A 22,195-nucleotide genomic window follows, 5' to 3' on the forward strand; every position below is an offset into this window, starting at 1 on the left:
TGCCTCAGGTTCCGCAGTAGGTTCGGTAGGTGCCGAAGTCCTCCGGTGCGGGAGCGGCGTAGCGCTGCAGGCCCGGCCGCTCATCGTACGGCCTGGTCACCGCGTCCAGCAGCCTTTCGAGCGGATCGAGGTCGCCTTCGGTGCCCGCGGCGAGGGCCTCCTCCACCAGATGGTTGCGCGGGATGTAGACGGGATTCGCCCGATCCATCGCGTCGGCGTCCGGATCCAGAGCGCGCCAACGCTCCACCCACGCGTCGAACGCCGACGCCTCGGGGAAGAGGGCACACACCGGTCCGGCATCGCCGCGGGCGGCACCGCCGAGACCGCGGAAGAACGATGTGTAGTCGATGCCTCCCGCCTGGAGCAGGGTGAGCAGTTCGTCCACGAGAGGCGGGGCGACGTCGTCGTCGAGGTTGTCATCGGGAGTAGGCAGACTCGGCAGGCCCAACTTCCCCCTCATGCCGGCCGACCAGGCGGCGCTGTACTGCCGGGGGAACGAGTCGAGCGGCTCCATGGCCAGCGGGATCGCCTGGTCCTGGTCCTCGTGGAAGAGGGGCAGGAGGGCCTCGGCGAGGCGGGCGAGGTTCCACTGGGCCACCCCCGGCTGGTTCCCGTAGGCATAGCGCCCGCCGGAGTCGATCGAGCTGTAGACGGTGGCCGGGTCGAAGGCCTCCAGGAAAGCGCACGGTCCGTAGTCGATGGTCTCCCCCGAGATCGTCGTGTTGTCGGTGTTCATGACTCCGTGGATGAAGCCGCTGAGCATCCACTGGGCCACCAGCGACGCCTGGGCGGCAACCACCGATCCGAACAGTGCGAGGTACGGGTTGTCGGCCTGCGTGGCGTCGGGGTAGTGACGGCTGAGGGCATGGTCCGCGAGGCGGCGGAGGAGGGCGGTGTCGCCGGTGGCCCGGGCGTACTGGAAGCTGCCCACGCGCAGGTGGCTGCCCGCGACCCTGGTGAGTACCGCTCCCGGCAGCAGGGTGTCCCGGCGCACCGACCGCCCGGTCGCCACCACCGCGAGCGAGCGCGTTGTGGGTATGCCAAGGGCCTGCATCGCCTCGCTGATGACGTACTCCCGCAGCATGGGTCCCACCGCGGCCAGGCCGTCACCGGCGCGCGCAAACGGTGTGCGCCCGGAGCCCTTGAGATGGATATCGCGAAGGTGGCCGTCGGCGTCGGCGACTTCGCCCAGCAGGAGTGCCCGCCCGTCACCGAGGCGTGGGGAAAACCCGCCGAACTGATGACCGGCGTAGGCCTGGGCCACCGGAGTAGCCCCGCTGGGGACGAGGTTGCCGACCAGGAGGCGCTGGCCGTCCGGGCTCCGCAGCCATGCTGGGTCCAGACCCAACTCCACGGCGAGTGGCTCGTTGAGCACGAGCAGCCGGGGGTCGGGAGCTTCCTCTGCCTCCCACGGAAGGGCCAGCTCCGGAAGGTCCCGGGCGAAGTGGCTGGAAAGGGGAACTGTTGGTGCCGATGCAACGCTCACGTTCTCCACGTTACCGCGGGACGCGCCGACCGGCCACGGTCCGCCGCAGCCCCACGGAACAGACACCGGCACTTGACATCCCGGCCGCCGGAGAAGGAGGAGAAGGAAGGGAGCCGCGGGTCGAGTGAGAACGGAAAAGCAGAAGGAGGAGAAGAAGTTCGTTCCCAAGTGTTTAGCACTGCTTCTTCTCGGGAACAGAGCTTGTATGACGTTTCTCCCCATCGGATCCGCTGCGGCGCCCCGGGCGGTCCTCTTCGACCGCGACGGCACCATCGTGGTCGATGTGCCCTACAACGGCGATCCGGAGCTCGTGCGGGAAGTGGAAGGAGCCCGGCAGGTGCTCGACGCACTGCGGGAGGCCGGCGTACCCGTCGGTGTGGTGACCAACCAGTCGGGCATCGCCCGCGGCCTTCTCACCCGTGGCCAGGTGGACGCCGTCAATGCCCGGGTGGAGGAACTCCTTGGTCCGTTCCAGGTATGGGAGGTGTGTCCGCACGGCGCCGGTGACGGGTGTGCCTGCAGGAAGCCGGAGCCTGGCATGGTCCTGAGTGCCTCGCGCAGGCTCGGCATCGACCCCTCGAACGTGGCGCTGATCGGTGATATCGGAGCCGACGTCGACGCCGCCGTGGCTGCCGGCGCCCGGGGGGTGCTCGTCCCTACCGGAGTAACCCGTCCTGAAGAAGTCGAGGCGGCAGAGCTCGTCGCCCCTGACCTTTCGGGCGCCCTCGAGCTCCTGTGGAGGGAAGCGCAGTGAGCGCAAAGGTGCTCGTGGCCCGGCTGGACAGCGCCGGAGACGTGCTGCTGGCAGGGCCCGCCGTGCGTGCCGTCGCGGCAGGCCGGAACGGTGCGCCGAACGACGTCTTGATGGTGTGCGGGCCGCAGGGTGCGCCGGCGGCGCGACTGCTCCCGGGGGTGACTGATGTCCTCATCTGGGAGGCCCCATGGATCGTCGACCCCGCACCGGCGGTGACTCCGGCACTGACCGGCAACCTGACGGACGCCGTTGCCGGGGCGGGGATCGAGGAAGCGGTGATCCTGACCTCGTTCCATCAGTCGCCGCTTCCGCTGGCACTGCTGCTGCGGCTTGCCGGGGTGGACCGCATCACCGGCGCGTCGGTCGATTACGCGGGAAGCCTCCTCGACGTGCGCCTCAAGCCCGGCGAGGATTTCCCCGAGGACCAGCCCGAAGCGGAGCGTGCGCTCGGTATCGCTGCTGCGGCGGGCTTTCCCCTGCCCGACGACGACGACGGCCGCCTCCAGGTGACGGAACTTCCAGACGTTCGCCACCTGGTGGGGGAGGGACCCTATATCGCGGTCCATCCGGGAGCGGCCGTCCCTTCACGGGCGTGGCCGCCGCTCCACCACGCTGCCGCAGTGGAGCTTCTCACCGCGGCGGGTTTCCGGGTAGTGGTGACGGGTGGCCCGGGCGAGCGGGAGCTGACGGCCACGGTTGCAGGACCCGAGGGGGTCGACCTGGGCGGCCGCACCGATCTTCCCTTCCTCGGAGCCGTGTTGCAGGGCGCCACCGTGGTGGTCACCGGGAACACGGGGCCGGCGCACCTCGCCGCCGCCGTCGGAACGCCGGTGGTCTGCCTGTTCGCGCCCGTGGTGCCGGCGGTGCGCTGGGCGCCGTACCGGGTTCCGGTCGAACTGCTGGGGGACCAGCACGCGGCCTGCGCCGGAAGCAGGGCGCGGATCTGCCCTGTGCAGGGGCATCCCTGCCTGTCCGGGGTGTCCCCCGAGGACGTGGTGGAAGCGGTGCTGAGGCTCAGCTCGGGTGTGACCTCCCTGGGCTCGCGCCGCAGTATCGGGCGCACCGACGGCAGGCGCCAGAGGAGGGGAACCCGATGAAGATACTGCTGTGGCACGTTCATGGCGGGTGGACCGACGCCTTCGTGCGGGGGGACCATACCTACGTCCTGCCCACCAGCGCCGAGGGCGGTCCCTGGGGACTCGGACGGGCGGGCCGCGCCTGGCCGCCCTCCGTCCTCGAGGTGGCGCACGAGGACCTGCGGGACCAGGAATTCGACGTCGTCGTCCTCCAGCGGGTCGAGGAGGTCGCCGAGTGCACGCGGTTGCTGGGGCGGACGCCGGGCCGGGACATCCCAGCAGTCTTCCTCGAGCACAACACCCCCAAGGGCGGGGTACCCGGCACGCAGCATCCGCTGCGGAGCCAGACCGAGATCCCGATCGTGCACGTCACGCATTTCAACGACCTGTTCTGGGATAACGGGATCGCGCCGACCACGGTGATCGAGCACGGAATCGTGGACCCGGGCCACCGGTACACGGGAGAGCTGGAACAGCTCGCGGTGGTCATCAACGAGCCCGTCCGCAGGGGCCGCGTCACCGGAACCGACCTCCTGGGACGCTTCACTGACCTTGCCCCGCTCGAGGTGTTCGGCATGGGCACCGCCGGCCTGGCCGAAGGCACGGGCCTCGACCCGGTACGCGTGCGGATCGGCGGGGACCTCCCGACGGCGCAACTCCATGCCCGGCTGGCCCGTTCCCGCGCCTATCTCCACCCGCTCCGGTGGACCTCTCTCGGACTGGCACTGCTCGAGGCGATGCATCTCGGCATGCCGGTGCTCGCGCTGGCAACCACCGAGGCGTCACGCGCCGTCCCTCCTGGTGCCGGCGCTGTATCAACGGACGTCGAGGATCTCCGCCGCGCGGCGAGGGTGCTCATCGAGAATCCGGACGAGGCCCGGGCGCGCGGAGCAGTCGCGCGAGCGGCGGCCCTCGGACGCTACGGACTCAACCGATTCCTTGCCGACTGGGACAGCGTCCTTGGGCGGACAGCAGGGCGCTCCCGCGTCCTGGCAGTAACCGAGAGGAGAGCCCAGTGAAGATATCCATGGTGTCGGAGCATGCCAGTCCATTGGCGGCGCTCGGAGGAGTGGACGCCGGCGGCCAGAACGTGCACGTGGCGGAGCTTTCACTCGCGCTGTCCCGGCGCGGGCACGATGTCACGGTGTACACCCGGCGTGATGACCCCTTCCTCCCCGACCGCGTGCGCACCGGGTCCCGGCTCGAGGTGGTCCACGTGACGGCCGGGCCGGCGCGCGGAGTTCCCAAGGACGGACTGCTGCCCTACATGGGCGCGCTCGCCGAGGGCATCTTCGCCGACTGGGGCAACCGGCCGCCGGACATCGTGCACGGGCACTTCTGGATGTCCGGTCTGGCGGCGCTCGATGCCGCAGGCCGTTCGCGCGCCGCCGGCAGGCCTGTCGAGGTGGTCCAGACCTTCCACGCGCTGGGCACGGTCAAGCAACGGCACCAGGGAACCGACGACACCAGCCCCGCCGACCGCATCCTGCTCGAGGCGATGGTGGCGCGGAGTGCGCGCCGCGTGGTGGCCACCTGTTCCGACGAGGTCTTCGAACTCAAATCGATGGGGGTCGCCGGGAACCGGGTATCCATTGCACCCTGCGGCGTCGACCTGGAACTCTTCACACCCACCGGTCCCGTCGAATCCAGGGGTAGGTCCCACCGCATCGTCAGCGTGGGGCGCCTGGTGCCGCGCAAGGGCATGGATCTGGTGATCCGTGCCCTGCGCGAGCTGAAGGACGCCGGGCACGACGACGTCGAACTCGTGATCGTGGGCGGTCCCGGCAGTTCTACGGGGCTGGAGGGTGATCCGGAAGCGCAGCGGCTGAAATCCCTTGCCCGGACGCTGGGCGTCGAGGACCGGGTGGAGCTGCGAGGGCAGGTGCAGCGGGGCGAGATGCCTGCCCTCCTGCGCAGCGCCGACGCCGTGGTCTGCGCTCCCTGGTACGAACCGTTCGGCATTGTGCCGTTGGAGGCGATGGGCTGCGGAGTGCCGGTGGTCGCCGCTGCCGTGGGCGGGCTCGTGGACACGGTGGTGGACGGCCGCACCGGGCTGCACGTTCCGCCGCGGGACCCTGCAGCCATCGCCGGTGCCGTCGCGGAAATCCTTGCCGACCCCGAGTGGGCCGCCGGCCTGGGCCGGAACGGGTACCGCAGGGTGCGCGCGCGGTATTCGTGGAGCAGGATCGCAGCCGACACCGAAAAGGCCTACCAGTCGGCCCTGCGCAGCGGCAGCGCCGTTTCGGCGGATTCCGATTCGCCGGGAGCCGCCCGGCACCTGGAGAGCACGGGAGGGAGGGCACTGTGAGCGCCGAAGCGAGCAGCCTCCTGACGCCCCTGCACGTTGCTGAGCCGCAGGCGCCCCCCTCTCGGGAGCCGGACCCGGGAGAACTGGTCCGGAACCACCTCCGGGGAGTGATGCCGGCCCTTCAATCGCTGTTCGCCCAGTCCGACCACCTCGCGCAGTGGGGGATTGAACTCGCCGACCGCCTGATGGCCGGCCATCGCGTGCTCGCCGCCGGCAACGGGGGTTCGGCCGCCGAGGCGCAGCATCTGACGGCGGAGCTCGTGGGCCGCTTCGACGGTGAACGGGAACCCTTCTCAGCCATCTCGCTTCACGCGGAAACCTCTGCCGTCACTGCCATCGCGAACGACTACGGCTTCGACCAAATGTTCGCGCGGCAGGTCCGGGCACACGGGAGGCGCGGGGACATCCTGGTGCTGCTGAGCACCAGCGGCAAGAGCCCGAACCTCCTGCACGCGGCGGCGGCAGCGCGGGACGCGGGGATCACCACCTGGGCCCTGACGGGAACCGGGCCCAACCCGCTGACCGACTGCGTGGACGAGTACGTGGCCATCGAGGCGGGGTCGGCGAACGCCCAGGAAGGCCACCTGATGGCGCTGCATGCGATCTGCCGGGCGTTCGACGCCGAGGTGCTGGGCCGGCGGAGGGCAGGACGATGAAGATCCTCGTGGTGGGCGATGTCCTGCTGGACACTGACCTCTCGGGAGACGCGGGCAGGCTGTCGCCCGATGCGCCGGTTCCCGTGGTCGACGTCGACGTCGTGCAGCGCCGAGCCGGAGGAGCAGGGCTGGTGGCCCGGATGCTGCAGATCGACGGGCACGAGAGCGGCCTGGTCACAGTCTTCGGAAGCGACGACGCCGCCGGGCTGCTGCGCGCCGAACTCGACGGCATCACCGTGACGTCCGGGCCGTCAGGAGCTCCCACACCGGTCAAGACACGTGTCCGGGCGGCAGGCCACCCGGTGGTGCGCTTCGACGAGGGGTGCGCGAAACCGCCCGTACCGGAGTGCACGGCCGACATGTTGGCAGCCCTCGAATCCGCCGACGCGATCGTCGTGGCCGACTACGGCCGCGGGCTCACGGCCAATCCTGACCTACGGGCGGCGTTGGCGCGGCAGCTCGGACGAATCCCCGTGGTCTGGGATCCGCACCCGGCCGGGGCCGACCCGATTCCCGGAGTCACCGCCATCACCCCCAACCTCGGAGAGGCCCTGCGTTTCACCGGAGTGGAGGGGACCGGCACGCAGGCGGCCGCCTCGGCAGCCGAGGTGCTGCTCGCGCGATGGAAGAGCCGCGCCGTCGTGGTCACCCTGGGTGAGCAGGGCGCCCTTGTTGCGGCCCACGGCACCCTTCCGCAGGTCGTCCCGGCTCCGCGGGTCCCGGCAGCGGACCCCTGCGGCGCGGGGGACCGTTTCGCGTCGTCGCTCGCCGTGAACCTCGCGGCCGGCCTCGCCGTTGATGCGGCGGCACAGGCGGCAGCGGAGGCCGCGGCGTCATTCCTTGCGGCAGGAGGCGTGTCAGCCCTGTTCGCACCGCCGCCGGATGAGCCCCGCGAACTGAACGTGCCTGGCCTCGACGCACTGAACATCGCCCGGCGCACCCGGGAGGCCGGTGGCACCGTGGTGGCGACCGGCGGGTGCTTCGACCTGATCCACGCCGGACACGCACGCACCCTCGCCGCGGCCCGGAGGCTCGGCGACTGCCTGATCGTCTGCCTCAACTCGGACTCCTCGGTCCGGCGGCTCAAGGGTGACTCCAGGCCCATCATGGGGGAGGAGGACCGCGCCGAACTGCTGGCGGCCCTTGAATGCGTGGACGCAGTGCTGGTCTTCGACGAGTCGACGCCCGAAGAGGCCATTGCCCGGCTCCGCCCCGACATCTGGGTCAAGGGCGGCGACTACGCGGCCGAGGACCTTCCGGAGGCGAAGCTCGTCAGCAGCTGGGGCGGCCGCACCGTCACCGTTCCCTATATCCCCGCGCGGTCGACCACCAAACTCGCCGCCGCGCTCGCCAAGGTGGGCTGAGCAGCTCCAACCTCCAGAGAATTCCAGCAAGGCAATCGAAAGGAAGACATGACGCTCGAAACAGCAGGCTCCGCGACCGGCAGTCCCTACAACCCGGGACGCGTCCTCGTGACGGGCGGAGGCTCCGGGCTCGGAGCCGCCGTCGTCCAGGCCGTGCTCGCGGCAGGGGGAACTCCCGTAGTACTCGACCTCGACATCAGCCGGGTCACCGGCGTCAAGGCGTTCGCGGTGGACGTCGCGGACCGCGCCGCGGTCGAGGCCGCCGTCACCGAGGCCGCCGAGACGATGGACGGGCTCGATGCCGTGGTGACCGCCGCCGGGATCGACCGCTGCGGTGCGCTCGCCGACGTGCCCGCGGACCAGTGGGAGAAGGTGGTGGGCGTCAACCTGTTCGGCACCGTCTCAACTGCCCGTGCCGCGCTTCCGTACCTCCGGAAGACGCATGGACGGGTGGTGACCATCGCGTCGACACTCGGCATCAAGGCGGTGGCCGACGCCACCGCCTACTGCGCATCGAAGTTCGGGGTGATCGGGTTCTCGCATGCGCTGGCGGCGGAGACCACCGGCCAGATCGGCGTCACCACCATCATTCCCGGCGGCATGAAGACGCGGTTCTTCGACGACCGCGACGAGCAGTACAAGCCGCAGGACGACTCCCGGCTCAATGATCCCGAGCGAGTTGCCGAAGCCATCCTGTTTGCGCTCTCACAGCCCAAGGGGTGCGAGATCCGCCAGATGCTCATCGCCCACGAAGAAGAAGGCTCGTGGCCGTGAGTTCGCGGACGTCCTCGTAGACATCCGCGGGGCGGACCGCGTGCACGAGGGAGTCATCGTGCTCGCAGCGCTCGGCGGTCCAGCCCACCTGGGTGACGTCCACGCCGCAGACGGGGCAGACCGTCACCCAGGAGAGGTGGACCCGGTGCAGGGTGCGTCCCAGGGCGCCGGCGTTGATGACATTCCCGATCCAGTAGATGCCCACGGTCGGGGTGCCGACCGCCTGCGCCAGGTGCCGCGGGCCGCTGTCGTTGCCGACCAGGACGGCGCACGCCTCCAGCACGCCGGTGAGTTCCCCCAGGGACAGCTTTCCGGCCAGTGAGCGGATGTCGGTGCCCGGTGCGCTCGCCAGGGCGAGCCGCACAATCTCGTCGGCGGCCGCGGCATCGCCGTCGTCGCCCACCACCACGACGCGGCTTCCGTCCCCTGCGGCGAGCGCGGCGACAGCGGCGAAGGACGACGCCGGCCATCGCCGCCGTGGGTCCGTCGCGCCCGGGTGGATGCCGACCAGGGGAGCGGTGCCGCCCAGGCGCTCCGTCGCTGCGGCCGTCTCCTCGGGGGTGACCTCGAGCCGGGGCTCGAGCGACTGCGGTTCGGCGCCGGCCAGGCCCACCACCTCCAGGGCACGGAACACCTCGTGCTGGTAGTAGACATAGGGGATAGTGCGCTCGAGGGCAGCGGCGTCGGCCGTGCGACTCCCCACGGTGTGGCGCGCCTCCAACCTCAAGAGGAACGGATTGGAGTTCCTGCCCCCGCCGTGCAGCTGGACGGCGAGGTCGAACTTCTCCCGCACCATCCCCGTGAAGAATTCCTCCACGGCGGCGGCATCGGGAACACCCGGCCGTACGCCTTCCGCATACGGGAGGATCTCGGCCCGGCTGATGGGACCGGGCCGGTCCTTGAGCAGCGCGGCGGAGAGCGGAGTGCCGAGGAGCGTGATGGCGGCCTCAGGGTAGGTGGCCCTGAGCGCCTCGACCGCAGGCAGGGCGAACATCAGGTCCCCCAGACCGCCGCCCCGCAGAACGGCAATGCGGCGCACGTTCCGGAACCGCTCGAGGACGGGGCCCACCAGCCTCGACTGCTCAGCCGACCCACCGAATTCCGCCCGGGTTTCCGATCCCATCGTTACCTCCTGAAACTTGTTGCGAAGCCGCTTCCTCCCTGACATCCTAAGCCTGCTGATGAAAACGATCAGCCATCGGCGAGGAGGTGCCCGCACAGGGCAAGAAGTGTGAAAAAGGCACCGGTTGATGTGTAAACGGGAGGAGTGCTGGGTACTTGAGGAACAGCCGGGCCCACCGTTGCCGCGGCGCCGGAACGATCGGCACGGAAGCTGAGGAGCATTATGTCCACCCACCCGGGTCTCACGCAGCACGACCTAGTCGACGAGACCGTCGACGAGGGAACCATCACCATCTTCGATCCTAGCGACGGCAGCGAGGTGGGGACGGTGCAGTGCGCCGATCGGGAACAGGTACTCACCGCACTCTCCCATGCCCGGGCGGCCCAGCCCGGCTGGGCCGGAACCGATCCTGCAGTGCGGGGGAGCATGCTGCGGGAGGCGGCGAACGCCCTCCGCGGTGGTGCCCGCGCCTTGGCCGAGCTGAACAACCGTGAAACCGGGCGCCCGATCGATGAGGCGCTCGCCGGCGTCGAGGCGGGCGTGTCGACACTCGAGCAGTACGCGGAGCTTGGTCCGCTCCACCGCGGCCTCAGCCTGCGCGGCTCGCTGCTCGCCTCGAATTTCACGGTGACCGAGCCCCGCGGTGTTGCCGCCATGCTCACGCCCTGGAACGATCCCGTCGCCGTTGCAGCCGGGCTCCTCGGAGCGGCGCTGGTGACGGGGAACACGGTCGTCCACAAGCCCAGCGAGCGCTGCCCGCACCTCGGCATCCACCTGGGGGAACTCCTTGCCCCCTGTTTCCCGGAGGGAGTTTTCTCGACCCTCACCGGGGGAGCCGATGTCGGGCGGCTGATCACGTCGGAGACGGACGTCGACGTGCTCGCGCACGTTGGTTCAAGTGCCACCGGTGCCCGCATCGCCGAGGCCGCCGCGCTCACGGGGAGCCATGTGATCCGGGAGAACGGCGGCAACGATCCACTGCTGGTCGACGCCGACGTGGACCCGGTCTGGGCCGCCGGACAGGCCGCGGTCGGTGCATTCAGCAACAGCGGACAGATCTGCACGGCGGTGGAGCGGATCTACGTGCACCGCGCAGTCGCCGAGCCGTTCCTCGACGCCCTGGCGGCCGAGGCCCGACGGCGGAACACCAGTGGATCGGTTGCACCCCTCGTGGACCGCCGGCTCCGCGACGCCGTGCACGCGCAGGTCACCGAGGCCGTTTCCTTCGGTGCGCGCTGCCTGGAGGGCGGTGTCGTCCCGGAGGGCGCCGGCGCCTCCTATCCCGCTACGGTGCTGTCCGGCTGCAGCGACGTCATGACCGTGATGACCGAGGAGACATTCGGGCCCGTAGCGCCGGTGACCGTGGTGGACAGCTTCGAGGAGGGCCTTGTCCTCGCGGCGTCGGGGCCCTACGGTTTGGCCGCCTCGGTGCTGACGGGCAGCATCGCCTCCGCGCAGCGCGCCATCGCGGCTCTCCCCGTCGGAACGGTCAAGGTCAACGCCGTCTTCGGCGGAGCGCCGGGTGGCTCCGCGCAGCCGCGCGGCATCAGCGGGGCGGGCTTCGGGTACGGGCCGGAACTGCTCGACGAGTTCACCCTCGTGAAGGTAGTGCACATCGGCATCCCTGGAGCCGGGGGCTCCTGATGGAGGGGCTGAAGGACGTCCGCGGACTCGCCGGCTGGGTGCCGCAGCGGATCGCCGAGGCTGCCCCTGCGGTGACTGTGGTGGGCGACGTCATTCTGGACGGTTGGTGGACCGGGAGCATCGAGCGGTTCTGCCGTGAGGCTCCCGCGCCCGTCGTCGACGTCCAGCGCCGCGAGTACGCTGCCGGCGGAGCGGCGAACACCGCAGTGAATCTCGCGGCGCTCGGTGCGCGGGTACGGATCTGCGGGCTGACGGGGAACGACGACGCCGGCCGCCGGTTGCGCTCGATCCTGACCGACGCCGGCGTGGACGTGACGGGGCTCGTTGCGGATGACGGCGTGCGTACCACCACCAAGTACCGCATCGTCGGTGGAGACCAGGTGATGCTCCGGCTCGACGACACCCCCGAGAAGATTCCGGAAGCAGCGGCACTCCGGGTTGCAGGCCGGGTGGCAGCGGCAATCGCCGGCAGCGACGCCGTCGTGGTGTGCGACTACGGCACCGGGGCGGTGCGCGGTCCGGTTCGCAAAGCCCTGATGGAGGCCGACCTGCCGCCGCTGACCGTGGTCGATTCGCATGATCCCGCTGCCTGGGCCGAGCTTCGCCCCGATATCGTGACGCCGAACGCGGAGGAGGCCTCCCGCGTACTCGACTGTCGGCTCGACGCGCGCAGCAACCGCGCCGAAGCAGTGCAGGCCCGGCGCACCGAACTGCTCGCCGCCACCGGGGCATCCGCCGTGGTGGTCACCCTTGACCGTGATGGCACCGTCCTGTTCACGAAGGATTCCGAGGAACACCGGACGTGGGCCCGGCCGGCCGTGGAACGGCAGGCTTCCGGTGCCGGAGATACTTTCGTGGCCTGCCTCACCGCGGCACGGGCCGCCGGACTGCCCCTGACGACCAGCCTTGATCTCGCCCAGGCGGCGGCCGACGTCGTCGTGCACCGGCCCGGGACCTCGGTGTGCTCGACGGAGGACCTCGCCGTGCACCTTGGCAGCTTCGCCGACACTGCCCTCAGCGCGGAGGGCCTCGCCCGGCGCGTCGCCCGTGATCGGGAGGCCGGCCTCCGCATCGTGCTGACGAACGGGTGTTTCGACGTCCTGCACCGCGGTCACACCCGTTACCTCAACCAGGCCAAACAGCTGGGTGACGTTCTGGTGGTGGCACTCAACGATGACGACGGCGTCCGCCGGCTGAAGGGCCCAGACCGGCCGATCAATGTGCTCGCCGACCGCGCCGGGGTGATCGCCGCGTTGAGCTGCGTGGACTACGTGACTGTCTTCGCGACCGACACTCCCATCCCGCTGATCGAGGCGCTGCGCCCGGACATCTATGCAAAGGGCGGCGATTACTCCGCGCAGATGCTCGAGGAGACCCCGGTGGTGGAGGCCTTCGGGGGATCCGTGCGCATTCTGGACTACGTCCCGGAGCGGTCGACGACGGCGGTGGTGCGAAAGATCAGGACCTCCGCGGAACCGGCGGCAGAGGGCGCGCCATGACCCGCTGGTCCGGAGGGTGGGGGAGGGCCGCCGCGGAGGCGGATCCGGAGATGGACGTCCTCATTCCCTCGTTCACCCGTCCCGCGGAGCTCGCGGTGACGTTGGCGGGGCTCGCCGCGCAGGACGGCACCGATTTTCGGGTGATCGTGAGCGACCAGACGGAGAACGAACCGGCCTACGACCACCCCGCGGTGCAGGCGATGGTCCGCGTGCTGCGGGCGCAGGGCGCCGAGGTGCTCCTTGAACAGCATTTTCCACTCCGCGGCCTGGCGGAGCACCGGAGCTTCCTGCTCGGACTCTCGACCGCCCCCTTCGTCCTGTTCCTCGACAACGACGTATGGCTTGAGCCGGGTACCCTCCTGCGCCTCTGTTCGGCGCTGCGGCGCGCGGGATGCGGTTTTGTCGGTTCCGCGGTGCAGGGGTTGTCCTATCTCGACGATGGACGCCCCAGTGAGCGGGTGCAGCTCGAATTCTGGGAGGGCGGGGAAGTGCTCCCCGAACGCATCCGGCCCGATGCCGAGGGCTTCCCGCGGTGGAAGCTGCACAATGCCGCGAACCTCGTGCACGCCGCGCAGGACCTTGACCTCGACCCTGGGTCCTGGGTGCTCTACAAGGTTGCGTGGATCGGCGGTTGCGTCCTGTTCGACCGCGAGGCACTGGTGAACTGCGGAGGATTCGACTTCTGGGAGGACCTGCCGGAAGCCCACGCCGGAGAAGATGTCGCGGCGCAGTGGCGTGTGATGGAGCGGTACGGCGGAGCAGGAGTTCTTCCCTCCGGCGCCGTGCACCTCGAATCGCCCACCACGGTCACCGACCGTGCCATAGACGCCGTTTCAGTTGTCCACGGGCAACCGAAGCAGTGAATGCAAGGCAAACCCTCAAGTAAAGGACGGAACCCATGGCAAATCCGAGCCCCATCGATATCCAGAAGGCACTGGGCGGCATCGACTACCCGGTATCCAAGGAGAACCTGGTCAAGCACGCCGAAGGATCCGGAGCCAACGACTCCGTGATGGAAACCCTGAACAACCTTCCGGACCGGGAGTACGATTCCCCCACCGACGTCAACAAGGAAGCCGCGAAGTAGGCAGCAGCTGCCGAGGACGACGACGGGGAAGCCGGCCGCCGGCCGGTTCCCCCGTTTCCTCGGATCTCGGCGGGATCAGGCTTTCGGTCCTGCGATGTTCACCATCCAGTGAACACCGAACCTATCCACGCACATGCCGAAGCTGTCTCCCCATGGTGCCTGCGCTAGCGGTTCCATGACGGTGCCGCTGTCGGACAGTCTGTCCCAGTAGCCCCGCAACTCCTGTTCGTCCTCGCCGCTGAGCGACAGCGAGTGGTTGGTGCCCACGGTCAGGTCCATGCTGTTGGGAGTATCTGCTGCCATCAGCACCATTCCGTTGGGTGTGGTGAGCTCGGCGTGCATGAGCTTGTCCTGCTCGGCAGGATCCTCGCTCGCATGGAACTCACTGAAAGTGTTCTTTACGAGGTTGCCGCCGAACACTGATTGGTAGAACGCCATGGCGGGAGCTGCGGTGTCTCGGAAGCTGAGGTAGGAATTGAGTCGGGTGGTCATGGGAGCACTCCTTTTCTCTCGGATGCTCCGATTATGGGTCAGGTGGCCCCGCCCGGGAAGCTATCCGGCGTCGGTCCCTACGAAGTGATAGTCGATCTCGTCGAAGGAGTCGGCGGCCAGCGCGTAGAAGAACCGCAGGATCCCGTTCCCGGCGTTGCGGATCCCATGAACTGCGTTGCCCGGAATGTAGACGCTGGATCCAGCAGCGACGTCGTGGTCGAAAGCCGCCATCCGCACTCAGGCCTGCGCCTTCGAGGGTCCCGCACCGAGCATGCGCGCCACCTTTTCCTCGAGGGAAGCGATGGTGGCATCGGGAAGGACGATCAGCCTGTCGAGCTCGCGGCGTGCCCTCTTGTAGGCGGTCTGGCGTTCCGCAGGGGTCGCTGCCTCGTCGACGGCGACGGTCAGGGGCTCCCGCACGTCGGTCCTCATGGGGTAGTCGATGAGCTTGGCGGCGTCGAGTTCGTACTCCAGCCAGCGCTTGTCGACGGCGTCGTGCGCGGTCAGTAGAGCCTGGATCTCACCGCTGCGCGCCTGCTCGACGGCGAGGCCCTGGTGCTTGAGCCGGTAGAGCTTGCGCTGGTGCCGCCGCTCGCTCGCCTTCGACCAGGAACTTCCCCAGGCTGCGAAGGCACCACTCAGGGGGAAGGCGAGTCACCAGTAACTACCGAGAAAATCGAAGAGGGGCTCCACGAATCCATGGTGGTGCCGCCGGTGTGCCTTGCACCACAGCGGCACTGCCGGCGAAAGGAGCGCTGTGGTCCTGCCGAGGGTCCGGGAGCCGATCCTGGAAAACGGTCCTCGACAGCCGTTTCGCCGCGGTGTTAGACATTGATCATGCCTCTAATCGGTTTCCATGCCTCGCATGAACAAATCTCTCCTGCGCAGCTCCTCCTGGACGTCCAGCATGCCGAATCGGCCGGTTTCCAGGCGGCCATGTGCTCGGACCACTTCGAGCCGTGGTCGCCCTCCCAGGGACATGCCGGGTATGCCTGGACCTGGCTCGGCGCGGCGCTTGCGACGACGGAGCTCCGATTCGGCGTCGTCACCGCCCCGGGGCAGCGCTACCACCCGGCCATCACCGCCCAGGCGACAGCCACGCTGTCCGCCATGTTCCCGGAGCGGTTCTGGGCTGCGTTGGGCAGTGGCCAGAACATGAACGAGCGCATCACCGGTGATCCCTGGCCGGAGAAGGCGGTCCGCCAGCAACGCCTTGAAGAGTGCGTGGACGTCATCCGGCGCCTCCATGCGGGGGAGGAGGTGACCCACCGCGGGCTGGTGACCGTGGAGCGGGCCAGGCTCTGGGATCTGCCGGAGGTTCCGCCGTCCCTGATCGCACCGGTGATGTCGGTGGAGACTGCGCGCCGCGCGGCAACCTGGGCGGACGGGCTGATCACCACCAACCAGGACGCCGACACGCTCCGGAAGCTTCTGGGTGCCTATCGGGAAGAGGGGGGCCGCGGCAAGGCGGTGCTCCAGGTCCACCTCAGCTGGGCGGATTCCGACGACGACGCCGACGACCTCGCCTACGGACAGTGGTGCACAAATTCGGTGGGGCCTCCGCTGACCTGGGACACAGCAACGGCGCAGGACTTCGTCGAATTGGCGGAGCGGAAGGAGATTTCCCGGGAGCAGGTGCGGCAGGCGGTCAATGTCTCGAGCGATACTGCCCGGCATGCCCAGTGGCTGCACGAATACGGGGAGCTCGGTTTCGACGAGCTGTACCTTCACCATGTCGGCCAGGACCAGCACGCTTTCATCGACACGTTCGGCAAGGAGGTACTGCCTCAACTGCGCGGCGTGTGATTCTGCGGGCGACGTCGCTGGTCCTGTCCCTCGTAAGCCAGCCGCTTGTCCCTATGGACCAGCGGGGCGGCACGCCGGTAGTTCAACCGCACCACCCGAAGGGTTAGCAGCTCGGTCAGCATTCATCCGAAAGGAACATTCGTGGGACTCGTATTTCGGAAGTCGAAGAAGCTCGGCGAGACCACCAGGTTGAATCTGTCGAAAAGTGGGCTGTCGAACTCGAGGATCTTCGGTCCGCTGGTCGTGAACAGCCGTGGACGGGCATCGCTCCGGCCCGGCGAGGGAATTTCCTGGCGCTTTCGGTAGCAGTATCAGGCGTGCTGCCGCGCCGTTGCAGTGTCGCACTGTCGCACTGTCGACGGGGTAGATAACTTCTGACGGGAGCATGCCGGTTGCGGTGCGGGAAGCCGTAGCAACGGTTCCCGTGACCCGGGCCGGAGGAAGCTTTAAGCGCTGCTTTCACATTCGCACCTTTGGTAACAGGAGTTCCTCGGTTATGCTTCCCGCGGGGACAGCATCGGCCTCCCCACTGATCACCCATTGTTCGTGGGAACGAGTCTCCAGGATGCGCATGCCAATCCAGTCCCGCCGCTTGACCCGAAGAGCAGTGGCCGCCGCGGTTGTGGCGCTCCTTGCCGGCTCCCTGTCCACCGTGCCGGCCGCTGCCGTGGAAGCCGCGCCGGAAACGACCGCTCCGCCGCTGGTTGCCGTCTCACCGGACGTGACGGCTCCACCGGACGATTCGGACTCACCAAAGGTGGCGGATTTACCAACGGTGGCGGATTCACCGGAGGTGGCGTCGTCGCCACAGGTCACGGCTTCGCCGGAAGTAGGAGCTTCACCAGAGGTCACGCCTCCACCGCTCGTCAGCGACGTCGGCCAGGTCCGGTCCGCCGCCGCAGTTGCCGGAAGCCTCACCTCGGCGGTCCCGATCATCGCCGGAATTCCGACGATGGACGCCACCCTGACGGCCAACGCCGGAGCCTGGGGACCCGCGCCTGTCACCCTCGCCTATCAATGGCTGCGTGGCAACTTCGTCATCGCCGGGGCAACTGGAAGAACGTACGAACTCACTGCCGATGACGTGAACGAGTTCGTCCGGGTATCGGTGACCGGCTCCAAGAGCGGTTACCCCACCGTAGCGACGACGTCCGACGGAAAGCTCATCGCACCGGGCACGATCGGTTCGGCGGCGCCGACGATCTCCGGGTCTCCAGCGACGGGGTCGGTTCTTACTGCCGTTCCCGGAGCGTGGACACCTGCACCCATTCCACTGGAGTACCAGTGGTACCGGTCAGGCGAGGCTGTTGCCGGTGCAACCGGCTCCACCTATCCGCTGACCGGTGCTGACGCGGGTGGCGCCATGACAGTGAATGTGACCGGCACCAGGGCCGGATACGCCCCGGTGAATCGGTTCTCGTCAGCAACGCCGGCTGTATCCAGCGTCCCGGTCCGCACTGCGATCGAGGCGAAGTACGGGCAGCCGGGAGTTCCAGGCCTGCTCGGCGCGCCGGTGGGTGGTGAGACCGTCCTTCCGGGTGGTGCGCGCCAGGATTATGAGCGGGGCTCGATCTTCTGGTCCGGCGCCGGTGCGGTCGCTGTGAGGGGCGCCATGCATGCCACCTATGTTGGCGCACGGGCCACCGCCGGGCCGCTGGGCTACCCGACGGCCGACGAGGTGAGCGTTGCTGGCGGCTCGTACCAGCAGTTCCAGCACGGCGGAGTCTTCTGGTCACCGACCACCGGCGGGCAGGTCAGTCCGCACGGGCCCCTCCGCGACACCTACTACGCCTACGGGTTCCAGTCCGGTTTGATGGGCTTCCCTACCTCGGGTGAATTGGGAGGCCTGAAGGACGGGGGGAAGTACCAGACCTTCCAGAACGGCACCATCCTGTGGTCGCCGGCCGACGGAGCACACCTGGTCTTCGGCGGGATGCGAGCCACCTATGTCGGCAGCGGCTCCGAAAACGGGAGTCTCGGCTACCCCACGGCCAGGGAAGCGGGAATCGCGGGCGGCGCGTACCAGCAGTTCCAGCACGGCGGAATCTTCTGGTCGGCCACCACCGGCGGTCAGGTCACCCTGAAGGGTTTCATCCTGGATTCCTACAATTCCTACGGAGCGCAGACCGGGTTCCTGGGCTTCCCGACCTCCAACGAACTCAGCGGGTTGAAGGACGGCGGGAAGTACCAGACGTTCCAGAACGGCACCCTGATGTGGTCGCCGGCCGGCGGAGCACACCTGGTCTTCGGCGGGATGCGAGCCACCTATGTCGGCAGCGGCTCCGAAAACGGGAGCCTCGGCTACCCCACAGGTCGGGAAACCGCGGTGAAGGGCGGTGCCTACCAGCAGTTCCAACATGGCGGGATCTTCTGGTCGGCCGCGACCGGCGGGCAGGTCACCCTGAACGGGCCCATCCTGGACACCTACAAGGCCTATGGTTCCCAAGCCGGTTTCCTCGGGTATCCCACCTCCGGGGTGATCAGCGGCCTGAAAGATGGCGGCAAGTACCAGGCGTTCCAGAATGGCGCGATCCTCTGGTCACCGGCCAGCGGCGCCCGTCTGTCCTTCGGCGGGATCCGCGAAGCCTACGCCCGTGTCGGCCTCGAGAACGGGCGGTTGGGGTACCCGACGTCCAACGAGTACGGCGTCGCCGGCGGGGTACGGCAGGACTACCAGGGCGGCTACATCACCTGGACCGGAGAAAGCGGAGGAGTAGCGACTTTCCGCTGATCAGTGTCCGCAGATCCGCCGAAGGGTCCTGCTTACCGACGATGAGCCCCGACAGGAAGTGTTCAAGGAGTCGTTGGACTATACCCGGACACCGCGCACCGCAACAACCGACTTCGACGGCGGTGCGGTGCGCGCGGTCGTTCGATTCGATCGACCGCTGGCGCCGGGAACGGAAAGCCGGAGGGCAAAACAAAACCCCGCACTGCCAGCGGCGAGACTGGAAGTACGGGGTTTCGCAGTGCACCCCTCGGGACTTGAACCCGAAACCCATTGATTAAGAGTCAATTGCTCTGCCAATTGAGCTAGAGGTGCTTGGCATTTTTCCTGCGATTCGCGGCTGACTTGGTCATCCGCAACAGCAAGAAACTCTACCAGCATCGCGCCGGAAAGCCGAAATCGAACACCTCAGTCGAGCGCTGCCCGAAGTATCCGCGCGCGGCCGTCGTTTTCGTTCGTGGCGACGAGCAAGCCGCCGTCGGGCCCTTCCGCGACATCCCTCAGGCGTCCGAACTCGCCGTCGAAATGGCTGACGGGCCTGCCGGCCTGCCCGCCGGCGAGCGGCACCTGCCACAACCGCTGCCCCCGCAAGCCGCCGATGTAGGCCGTGTCATCGATGATCGTCATGCCGCTCGGGGACGAGGTCGCGGTGGAAGGCCACACCACCTGGGCATCGACGAACCCGTCCCTGCCCGGCGCGCCCGTCACCTCCGGCCAGCCGTAGTTGCTGCCCGGAACCACCAGGTTGAGTTCGTCGTCGACGTCGGGCCCGAATTCCGTGGCCCACAACCGCTCCTCGGAGTCCCAGGCGAGCCCCTGCACGTTGCGATGCCCCAGACTGTAGATCGGGGAGCCGGGGATGGGGTTGTCGGTGGGCACGCTTCCGTCCGGCGACAGTCGAAGCACCTTTCCGCCCAGGCTGTCCGTGTCCTGTGCGTTGCGGCCGTCGCCGGCATCTCCCGTGCCGATGTACAGCCGGCCGTCGGGACCGAAAGCGATCCTTCCGCCGTTGTGGATGGTTCCCCTCGGAATGCCGGTCAGGACGGCCTCGGGCTCACCCAGAGCATTGTCCTCATACGGCATCCGCACCACGCGGTTATCTTCGGCGGAGGTGTAGTACGCGTACACCACCGGGTCGTCGCTGAAATTTTCGGCGACGGCGAGCCCGAGCAGGCCGCCCTCGCCGGAGGCATCAGCGGCGTCGGGCAGTCCCCCGACGACGGTTGTCTCACCGGCCGCCGTCCGCGTGACTTCACCGGTCTCCCGGTCGGAGAACAGGAGGGCCCCGTCCGGAAGGACGGCGATGGACCAGGGCACGCCGAGTCCCGTCACTTCATCGCCGTCGTAGGTCACCGTGGGCAGGACGGCGGGACCCGCGGACGACGGCGGAACATCCTCGCCCGAGGCAGTTCCGGGAGCTTGCGTCGACGCAGAAGCAGCAGGTCCGGCCGGAGCGGCCGGTGCCGTCGACACGGCCGATTCGGGTGCAGTCGATCCCTGGAAGATCGGTTCAGCGCTGGATCCACCGGAGCAGCCGGCGAGGAGTCCGAGGAGCACGCAGAAACCACCCACGCGGACGCCGGGAGGAATCCTTTCGCCAAGCATGGTTCCGACCCTACGGGCAGCCTGCCGGAGAGTCCAGAAGTCCGATACACGAGGAAACCTTCCCGATCGGGGAGTGCGGCACGCCGTCCCGGCTTCCTCCAACTAGGCTTGGCGCATGCAGCACCGCCTCCGGTCATCGAGCCGCCCCGTCGCCACGCTCACCGTTCCTACCGTCGAATTGCGGGACGCGCTCGTGGACTCCAGTCCGAACATCGACGTCGTCCACTGGGATCTGGGCTCCGAACCCGAGGCCACAGCGCGCGGCACCATCGACGCCGTCGTCCTTCCCTACGGGGGCGGCGCTGATCCGGGACCGGCGCTGGCCAGCGTGCCAAACCTGACACTGGTGCAGACCCAGTCCACCGGTTATGACGGTGTGCCGGCGCTCGTGTCCTCCGGTACTGCGATCGCCACCGCGGCAGGCGTGCATGCCGCAGCCACCGCCGAGCTGGCCGTCGGGCTTGCCATCGCCTCGCTGCGGGGCATCGACGTCGCCGTCCGCAACCAGCAGCGGGGCGTCTGGAAGTCCCATCGGTATGCCGGACTCGCGGACCGCCGCGTCCTGCTCGTCGGGGTCGGCGGCATCGGCGTCGAGATCCAGCGGCGCCTCGAGCCGTTCGAGGTGGTCCTGACGAGGGTGGGAAGTACGGCGCGCGACGACGCCTCCGGCCATGTCCATGCCTCTTCGGCACTCGCTGCCCTTGCCCCGCACCACGACGTCATCATCGTGATCACCCCGCTCAGCGACGCCACGCGCGGCCTGATCAGCCGGGAGATCCTGGCTGCCATGCCGGACGGTGCGCTGCTCGTCAACGTGGCTCGGGGAGCAGTGGTCGATACCGACGCACTGACCCAGGAGGTGGCAGCAGGGCGGCTGCGGGCCGCGATCGACGTCGTCGATCCCGAACCGCTGCCGCCGGACCATCTTCTGTGGAAGCAGGAGGGTGCAATCATCACCCCGCACGTCGGAGGCAACACCGGTGCTTTCTGGCCGCGGATCGTTCGGCTGCTCGACCAGCAGATCCGGCTGCTGGGAGAGGGCGGGGCGCCCGTCAACCTGGTACAGGCCGGTCCGTGGGCCGAAGTCTGACCCCGGCCGCTGACTGATCCACGGCCGAAGACTGACCACTGCCGCCGAACGGCTTCATCCTGGGCTGATGAACCTGGGCCGATGCACCTAAGCCATCGCGATGAACGCCTCCATGAAGGCGTCGAAGTCGATCACGTCCTCATCCTGTTCGAGCACGAGTGCGTTACCCGGCCCGACGTCGAGTGTGGGTTGCGGACGGACCCGGAACCGGAAGATGCGGCCGGTGCTCGTGCCCACCTCGTAGCTGCCGTCATTCCACTGCAGCGCGTGCGCGAGGTTGGTCATATTGACCTCGACCGGGATTCCGGCTCCGGTGACGCTTGCCACGTCAACGGGCGCCATCATGATTTCGGCAGGCTGCCAGCGGTAGCCGAGCACATAGGAACCCACAGCGTTGAGGGGAGGCCGAAGCTCGCCTCCCTCCCGCTCATGCGATGCGAATACCAGGTTGTAGTCGCCGTAATTGGGGATCTGCGTGTCGAAGACGCGCCGCAGGGCGTTCTTCAGGCCACGTCCTCCGTGCAGTTGTTCGAATCGGCCGCCGGCCTCGTCGGAAGTCATATCACGCCATCAAGGTAGGGATACCAGCAGGTTCGCATGAAGTGCTGGGCGCACAGCCGGTGGCCACCTAAGTGCCGGCCCCCGGATTTCCACTGTACCGCCCGGGCCCTTTCGACCCCTTCCAACGAGTAACAGCGGGGTC

At 68.5% G+C, this 22,195-nt stretch carries 22 protein-coding genes and 1 tRNA gene; 15 read left to right on the plus strand and 8 right to left on the minus strand.

Translation table 11 applies throughout. The features are described 5' to 3' along the window. Positions 1-4: 4 nt before the first annotated feature. The gene (locus tag IWX65_RS01965) at positions 5-1,486 is read right to left on the minus strand and encodes a protein adenylyltransferase SelO (protein ID WP_334683592.1); all 1,482 of its coding nucleotides are present in this window, start codon (positions 1,484-1,486) and stop codon (positions 5-7) included. A gap of 205 nt (positions 1,487-1,691) precedes the next feature. Here IWX65_RS01965 and IWX65_RS01970 point away from each other — a divergent pair, with 205 nt between their 5' ends. The 7 genes from IWX65_RS01970 to IWX65_RS02000 are packed head-to-tail and all read left to right on the plus strand — an operon-like array spanning position 1,692 to position 8,418. Continuing rightward, positions 1,692-2,240, plus strand: a complete 549-nt coding sequence (locus IWX65_RS01970; protein WP_196880800.1) for a D-glycero-alpha-D-manno-heptose-1,7-bisphosphate 7-phosphatase — start codon at positions 1,692-1,694, stop codon at positions 2,238-2,240. Next, complete coding sequence (locus IWX65_RS01975) at positions 2,237-3,337, plus strand: glycosyltransferase family 9 protein (protein WP_334683593.1); 1,101 nt, start codon at positions 2,237-2,239, stop codon at positions 3,335-3,337. Before IWX65_RS01970 ends, IWX65_RS01975 begins: the two co-directional genes overlap by 4 nt. Further along, the gene (locus IWX65_RS01980) at positions 3,334-4,335 is read left to right on the plus strand and encodes a glycosyltransferase (protein WP_196880801.1); all 1,002 of its coding nucleotides are present in this window, start codon (positions 3,334-3,336) and stop codon (positions 4,333-4,335) included. Before IWX65_RS01975 ends, IWX65_RS01980 begins: the two co-directional genes overlap by 4 nt. Next, the gene (locus IWX65_RS01985) at positions 4,332-5,624 is read left to right on the plus strand and encodes a glycosyltransferase (RefSeq protein WP_196880802.1); all 1,293 of its coding nucleotides are present in this window, start codon (positions 4,332-4,334) and stop codon (positions 5,622-5,624) included. The genes IWX65_RS01980 and IWX65_RS01985 overlap by 4 nt, the downstream gene beginning before the upstream one ends. A 29-nt stretch (positions 5,625-5,653) precedes the next feature. Further along, complete coding sequence (locus tag IWX65_RS01990; RefSeq protein ID WP_442859157.1) at positions 5,654-6,280, plus strand: D-sedoheptulose-7-phosphate isomerase; 627 nt, start codon at positions 5,654-5,656, stop codon at positions 6,278-6,280. Next, positions 6,277-7,644, plus strand: coding sequence for a D-glycero-beta-D-manno-heptose 1-phosphate adenylyltransferase (rfaE2, locus tag IWX65_RS01995; protein ID WP_196880803.1), 1,368 nt, complete (start codon positions 6,277-6,279; stop codon positions 7,642-7,644). The genes IWX65_RS01990 and rfaE2 (IWX65_RS01995) overlap by 4 nt, the downstream gene beginning before the upstream one ends. Before the next feature lie 48 nt (positions 7,645-7,692). Then, on the plus strand, positions 7,693-8,418 hold the full coding sequence (locus tag IWX65_RS02000) for an SDR family oxidoreductase (protein WP_196880804.1): 726 nt from the start codon (positions 7,693-7,695) through the stop codon (positions 8,416-8,418). Here the strand turns inward: IWX65_RS02000 and IWX65_RS02005 are convergent. Beyond that, complete coding sequence (locus IWX65_RS02005) at positions 8,384-9,541, minus strand: glycosyltransferase family 9 protein (protein WP_196880805.1); 1,158 nt, start codon at positions 9,539-9,541, stop codon at positions 8,384-8,386. The two genes, IWX65_RS02000 and IWX65_RS02005, sit on opposite strands and share 35 nt — an antisense overlap. A gap of 222 nt (positions 9,542-9,763) precedes the next feature. On the opposite strand from IWX65_RS02005, the gene IWX65_RS02010 reads away from it, so the two are divergent. From IWX65_RS02010 to IWX65_RS02025, 4 genes are read left to right on the plus strand one after another with little or no spacing between them, the layout of a single operon-like run. Beyond that, the gene (locus IWX65_RS02010) at positions 9,764-11,185 is read left to right on the plus strand and encodes an aldehyde dehydrogenase family protein (protein WP_196880806.1); all 1,422 of its coding nucleotides are present in this window, start codon (positions 9,764-9,766) and stop codon (positions 11,183-11,185) included. Then, positions 11,185-12,684: a D-glycero-beta-D-manno-heptose 1-phosphate adenylyltransferase gene (gene rfaE2, locus IWX65_RS02015; RefSeq protein ID WP_196880807.1), complete on the plus strand. Its 1,500-nt coding sequence runs from the start codon at positions 11,185-11,187 to the stop codon at positions 12,682-12,684. Before IWX65_RS02010 ends, rfaE2 (IWX65_RS02015) begins: the two co-directional genes overlap by 1 nt. Then, positions 12,681-13,547: a glycosyltransferase gene (locus IWX65_RS02020; protein WP_196880808.1), complete on the plus strand. Its 867-nt coding sequence runs from the start codon at positions 12,681-12,683 to the stop codon at positions 13,545-13,547. Before rfaE2 (IWX65_RS02015) ends, IWX65_RS02020 begins: the two co-directional genes overlap by 4 nt. Positions 13,548-13,582: 35 nt before the next feature. Then, entirely contained in the window at positions 13,583-13,771 is a 189-nt protein-coding gene (locus tag IWX65_RS02025; RefSeq protein WP_196880809.1) for a DUF2795 domain-containing protein, read from the plus strand. 75 nt (positions 13,772-13,846) lie between these two features. Here IWX65_RS02025 and IWX65_RS02030 read toward each other — a convergent pair whose 3' ends face one another. Genes IWX65_RS02030 through IWX65_RS17645 form a run of 3 tightly spaced genes read right to left on the minus strand, consistent with a single transcriptional unit; the run spans position 13,847 to position 14,695 of the window. Next, a complete protein-coding gene (locus IWX65_RS02030) occupies positions 13,847-14,263 on the minus strand; it encodes a VOC family protein (protein WP_196880810.1) in 417 nt (138 codons plus the stop codon). A 60-nt stretch (positions 14,264-14,323) separates the two neighbouring features. Next, positions 14,324-14,494: a hypothetical protein gene (locus tag IWX65_RS02035; RefSeq protein ID WP_196880811.1), complete on the minus strand. Its 171-nt coding sequence runs from the start codon at positions 14,492-14,494 to the stop codon at positions 14,324-14,326. Positions 14,495-14,500: 6 nt separating this feature from the next. After that, a complete protein-coding gene (locus tag IWX65_RS17645) occupies positions 14,501-14,695 on the minus strand; it encodes a hypothetical protein (protein ID WP_334683594.1) in 195 nt (64 codons plus the stop codon). A 405-nt stretch (positions 14,696-15,100) separates the two neighbouring features. Between IWX65_RS17645 and IWX65_RS02045 the strand changes: the two genes are divergently transcribed. From IWX65_RS02045 to IWX65_RS02055, 3 genes are all read left to right on the plus strand, one after another. Beyond that, entirely contained in the window at positions 15,101-16,069 is a 969-nt protein-coding gene (locus tag IWX65_RS02045) for a TIGR03885 family FMN-dependent LLM class oxidoreductase (RefSeq protein WP_196880812.1), read from the plus strand. 141 nt (positions 16,070-16,210) lie between these two features. After that, positions 16,211-16,375, plus strand: coding sequence for a DUF4236 domain-containing protein (locus IWX65_RS02050; RefSeq protein ID WP_196880813.1), 165 nt, complete (start codon positions 16,211-16,213; stop codon positions 16,373-16,375). 265 nt (positions 16,376-16,640) lie between these two features. Then, entirely contained in the window at positions 16,641-18,800 is a 2,160-nt protein-coding gene (locus IWX65_RS02055) for a hypothetical protein (protein ID WP_196880814.1), read from the plus strand. Positions 18,801-19,039: 239 nt separating this feature from the next. Here the strand turns inward: IWX65_RS02055 and IWX65_RS02060 are convergent. Together IWX65_RS02060 and IWX65_RS02065 are read right to left on the minus strand one after the other, a co-directional pair. Next, positions 19,040-19,112 (minus strand) — tRNA-Lys (locus IWX65_RS02060). 93 nt (positions 19,113-19,205) lie between these two features. After that, positions 19,206-20,402 carry a PQQ-dependent sugar dehydrogenase gene (locus IWX65_RS02065; protein ID WP_196880815.1) on the minus strand — a complete coding sequence of 399 codons (1,197 nt, stop codon included), beginning with the start codon at positions 20,400-20,402 and terminating at the stop codon, positions 19,206-19,208. A gap of 115 nt (positions 20,403-20,517) precedes the next feature. Between IWX65_RS02065 and IWX65_RS02070 the strand changes: the two genes are divergently transcribed. After that, on the plus strand, positions 20,518-21,492 hold the full coding sequence (locus IWX65_RS02070; RefSeq protein WP_196880816.1) for a 2-hydroxyacid dehydrogenase: 975 nt from the start codon (positions 20,518-20,520) through the stop codon (positions 21,490-21,492). An 87-nt stretch (positions 21,493-21,579) separates the two neighbouring features. Here IWX65_RS02070 and IWX65_RS02075 read toward each other — a convergent pair whose 3' ends face one another. Next, positions 21,580-22,053 (minus strand): hypothetical protein, encoded by a 474-nt coding sequence (locus tag IWX65_RS02075; protein ID WP_196880817.1) that lies wholly within the window; start codon positions 22,051-22,053, stop codon positions 21,580-21,582. Positions 22,054-22,195 lie beyond the last annotated feature (142 nt).

It is taken from the genome of Arthrobacter sp. CAN_A214, from assembly GCF_015751955.1.
GTDB lineage: Bacteria > Actinomycetota > Actinomycetes > Actinomycetales > Micrococcaceae > Arthrobacter_D.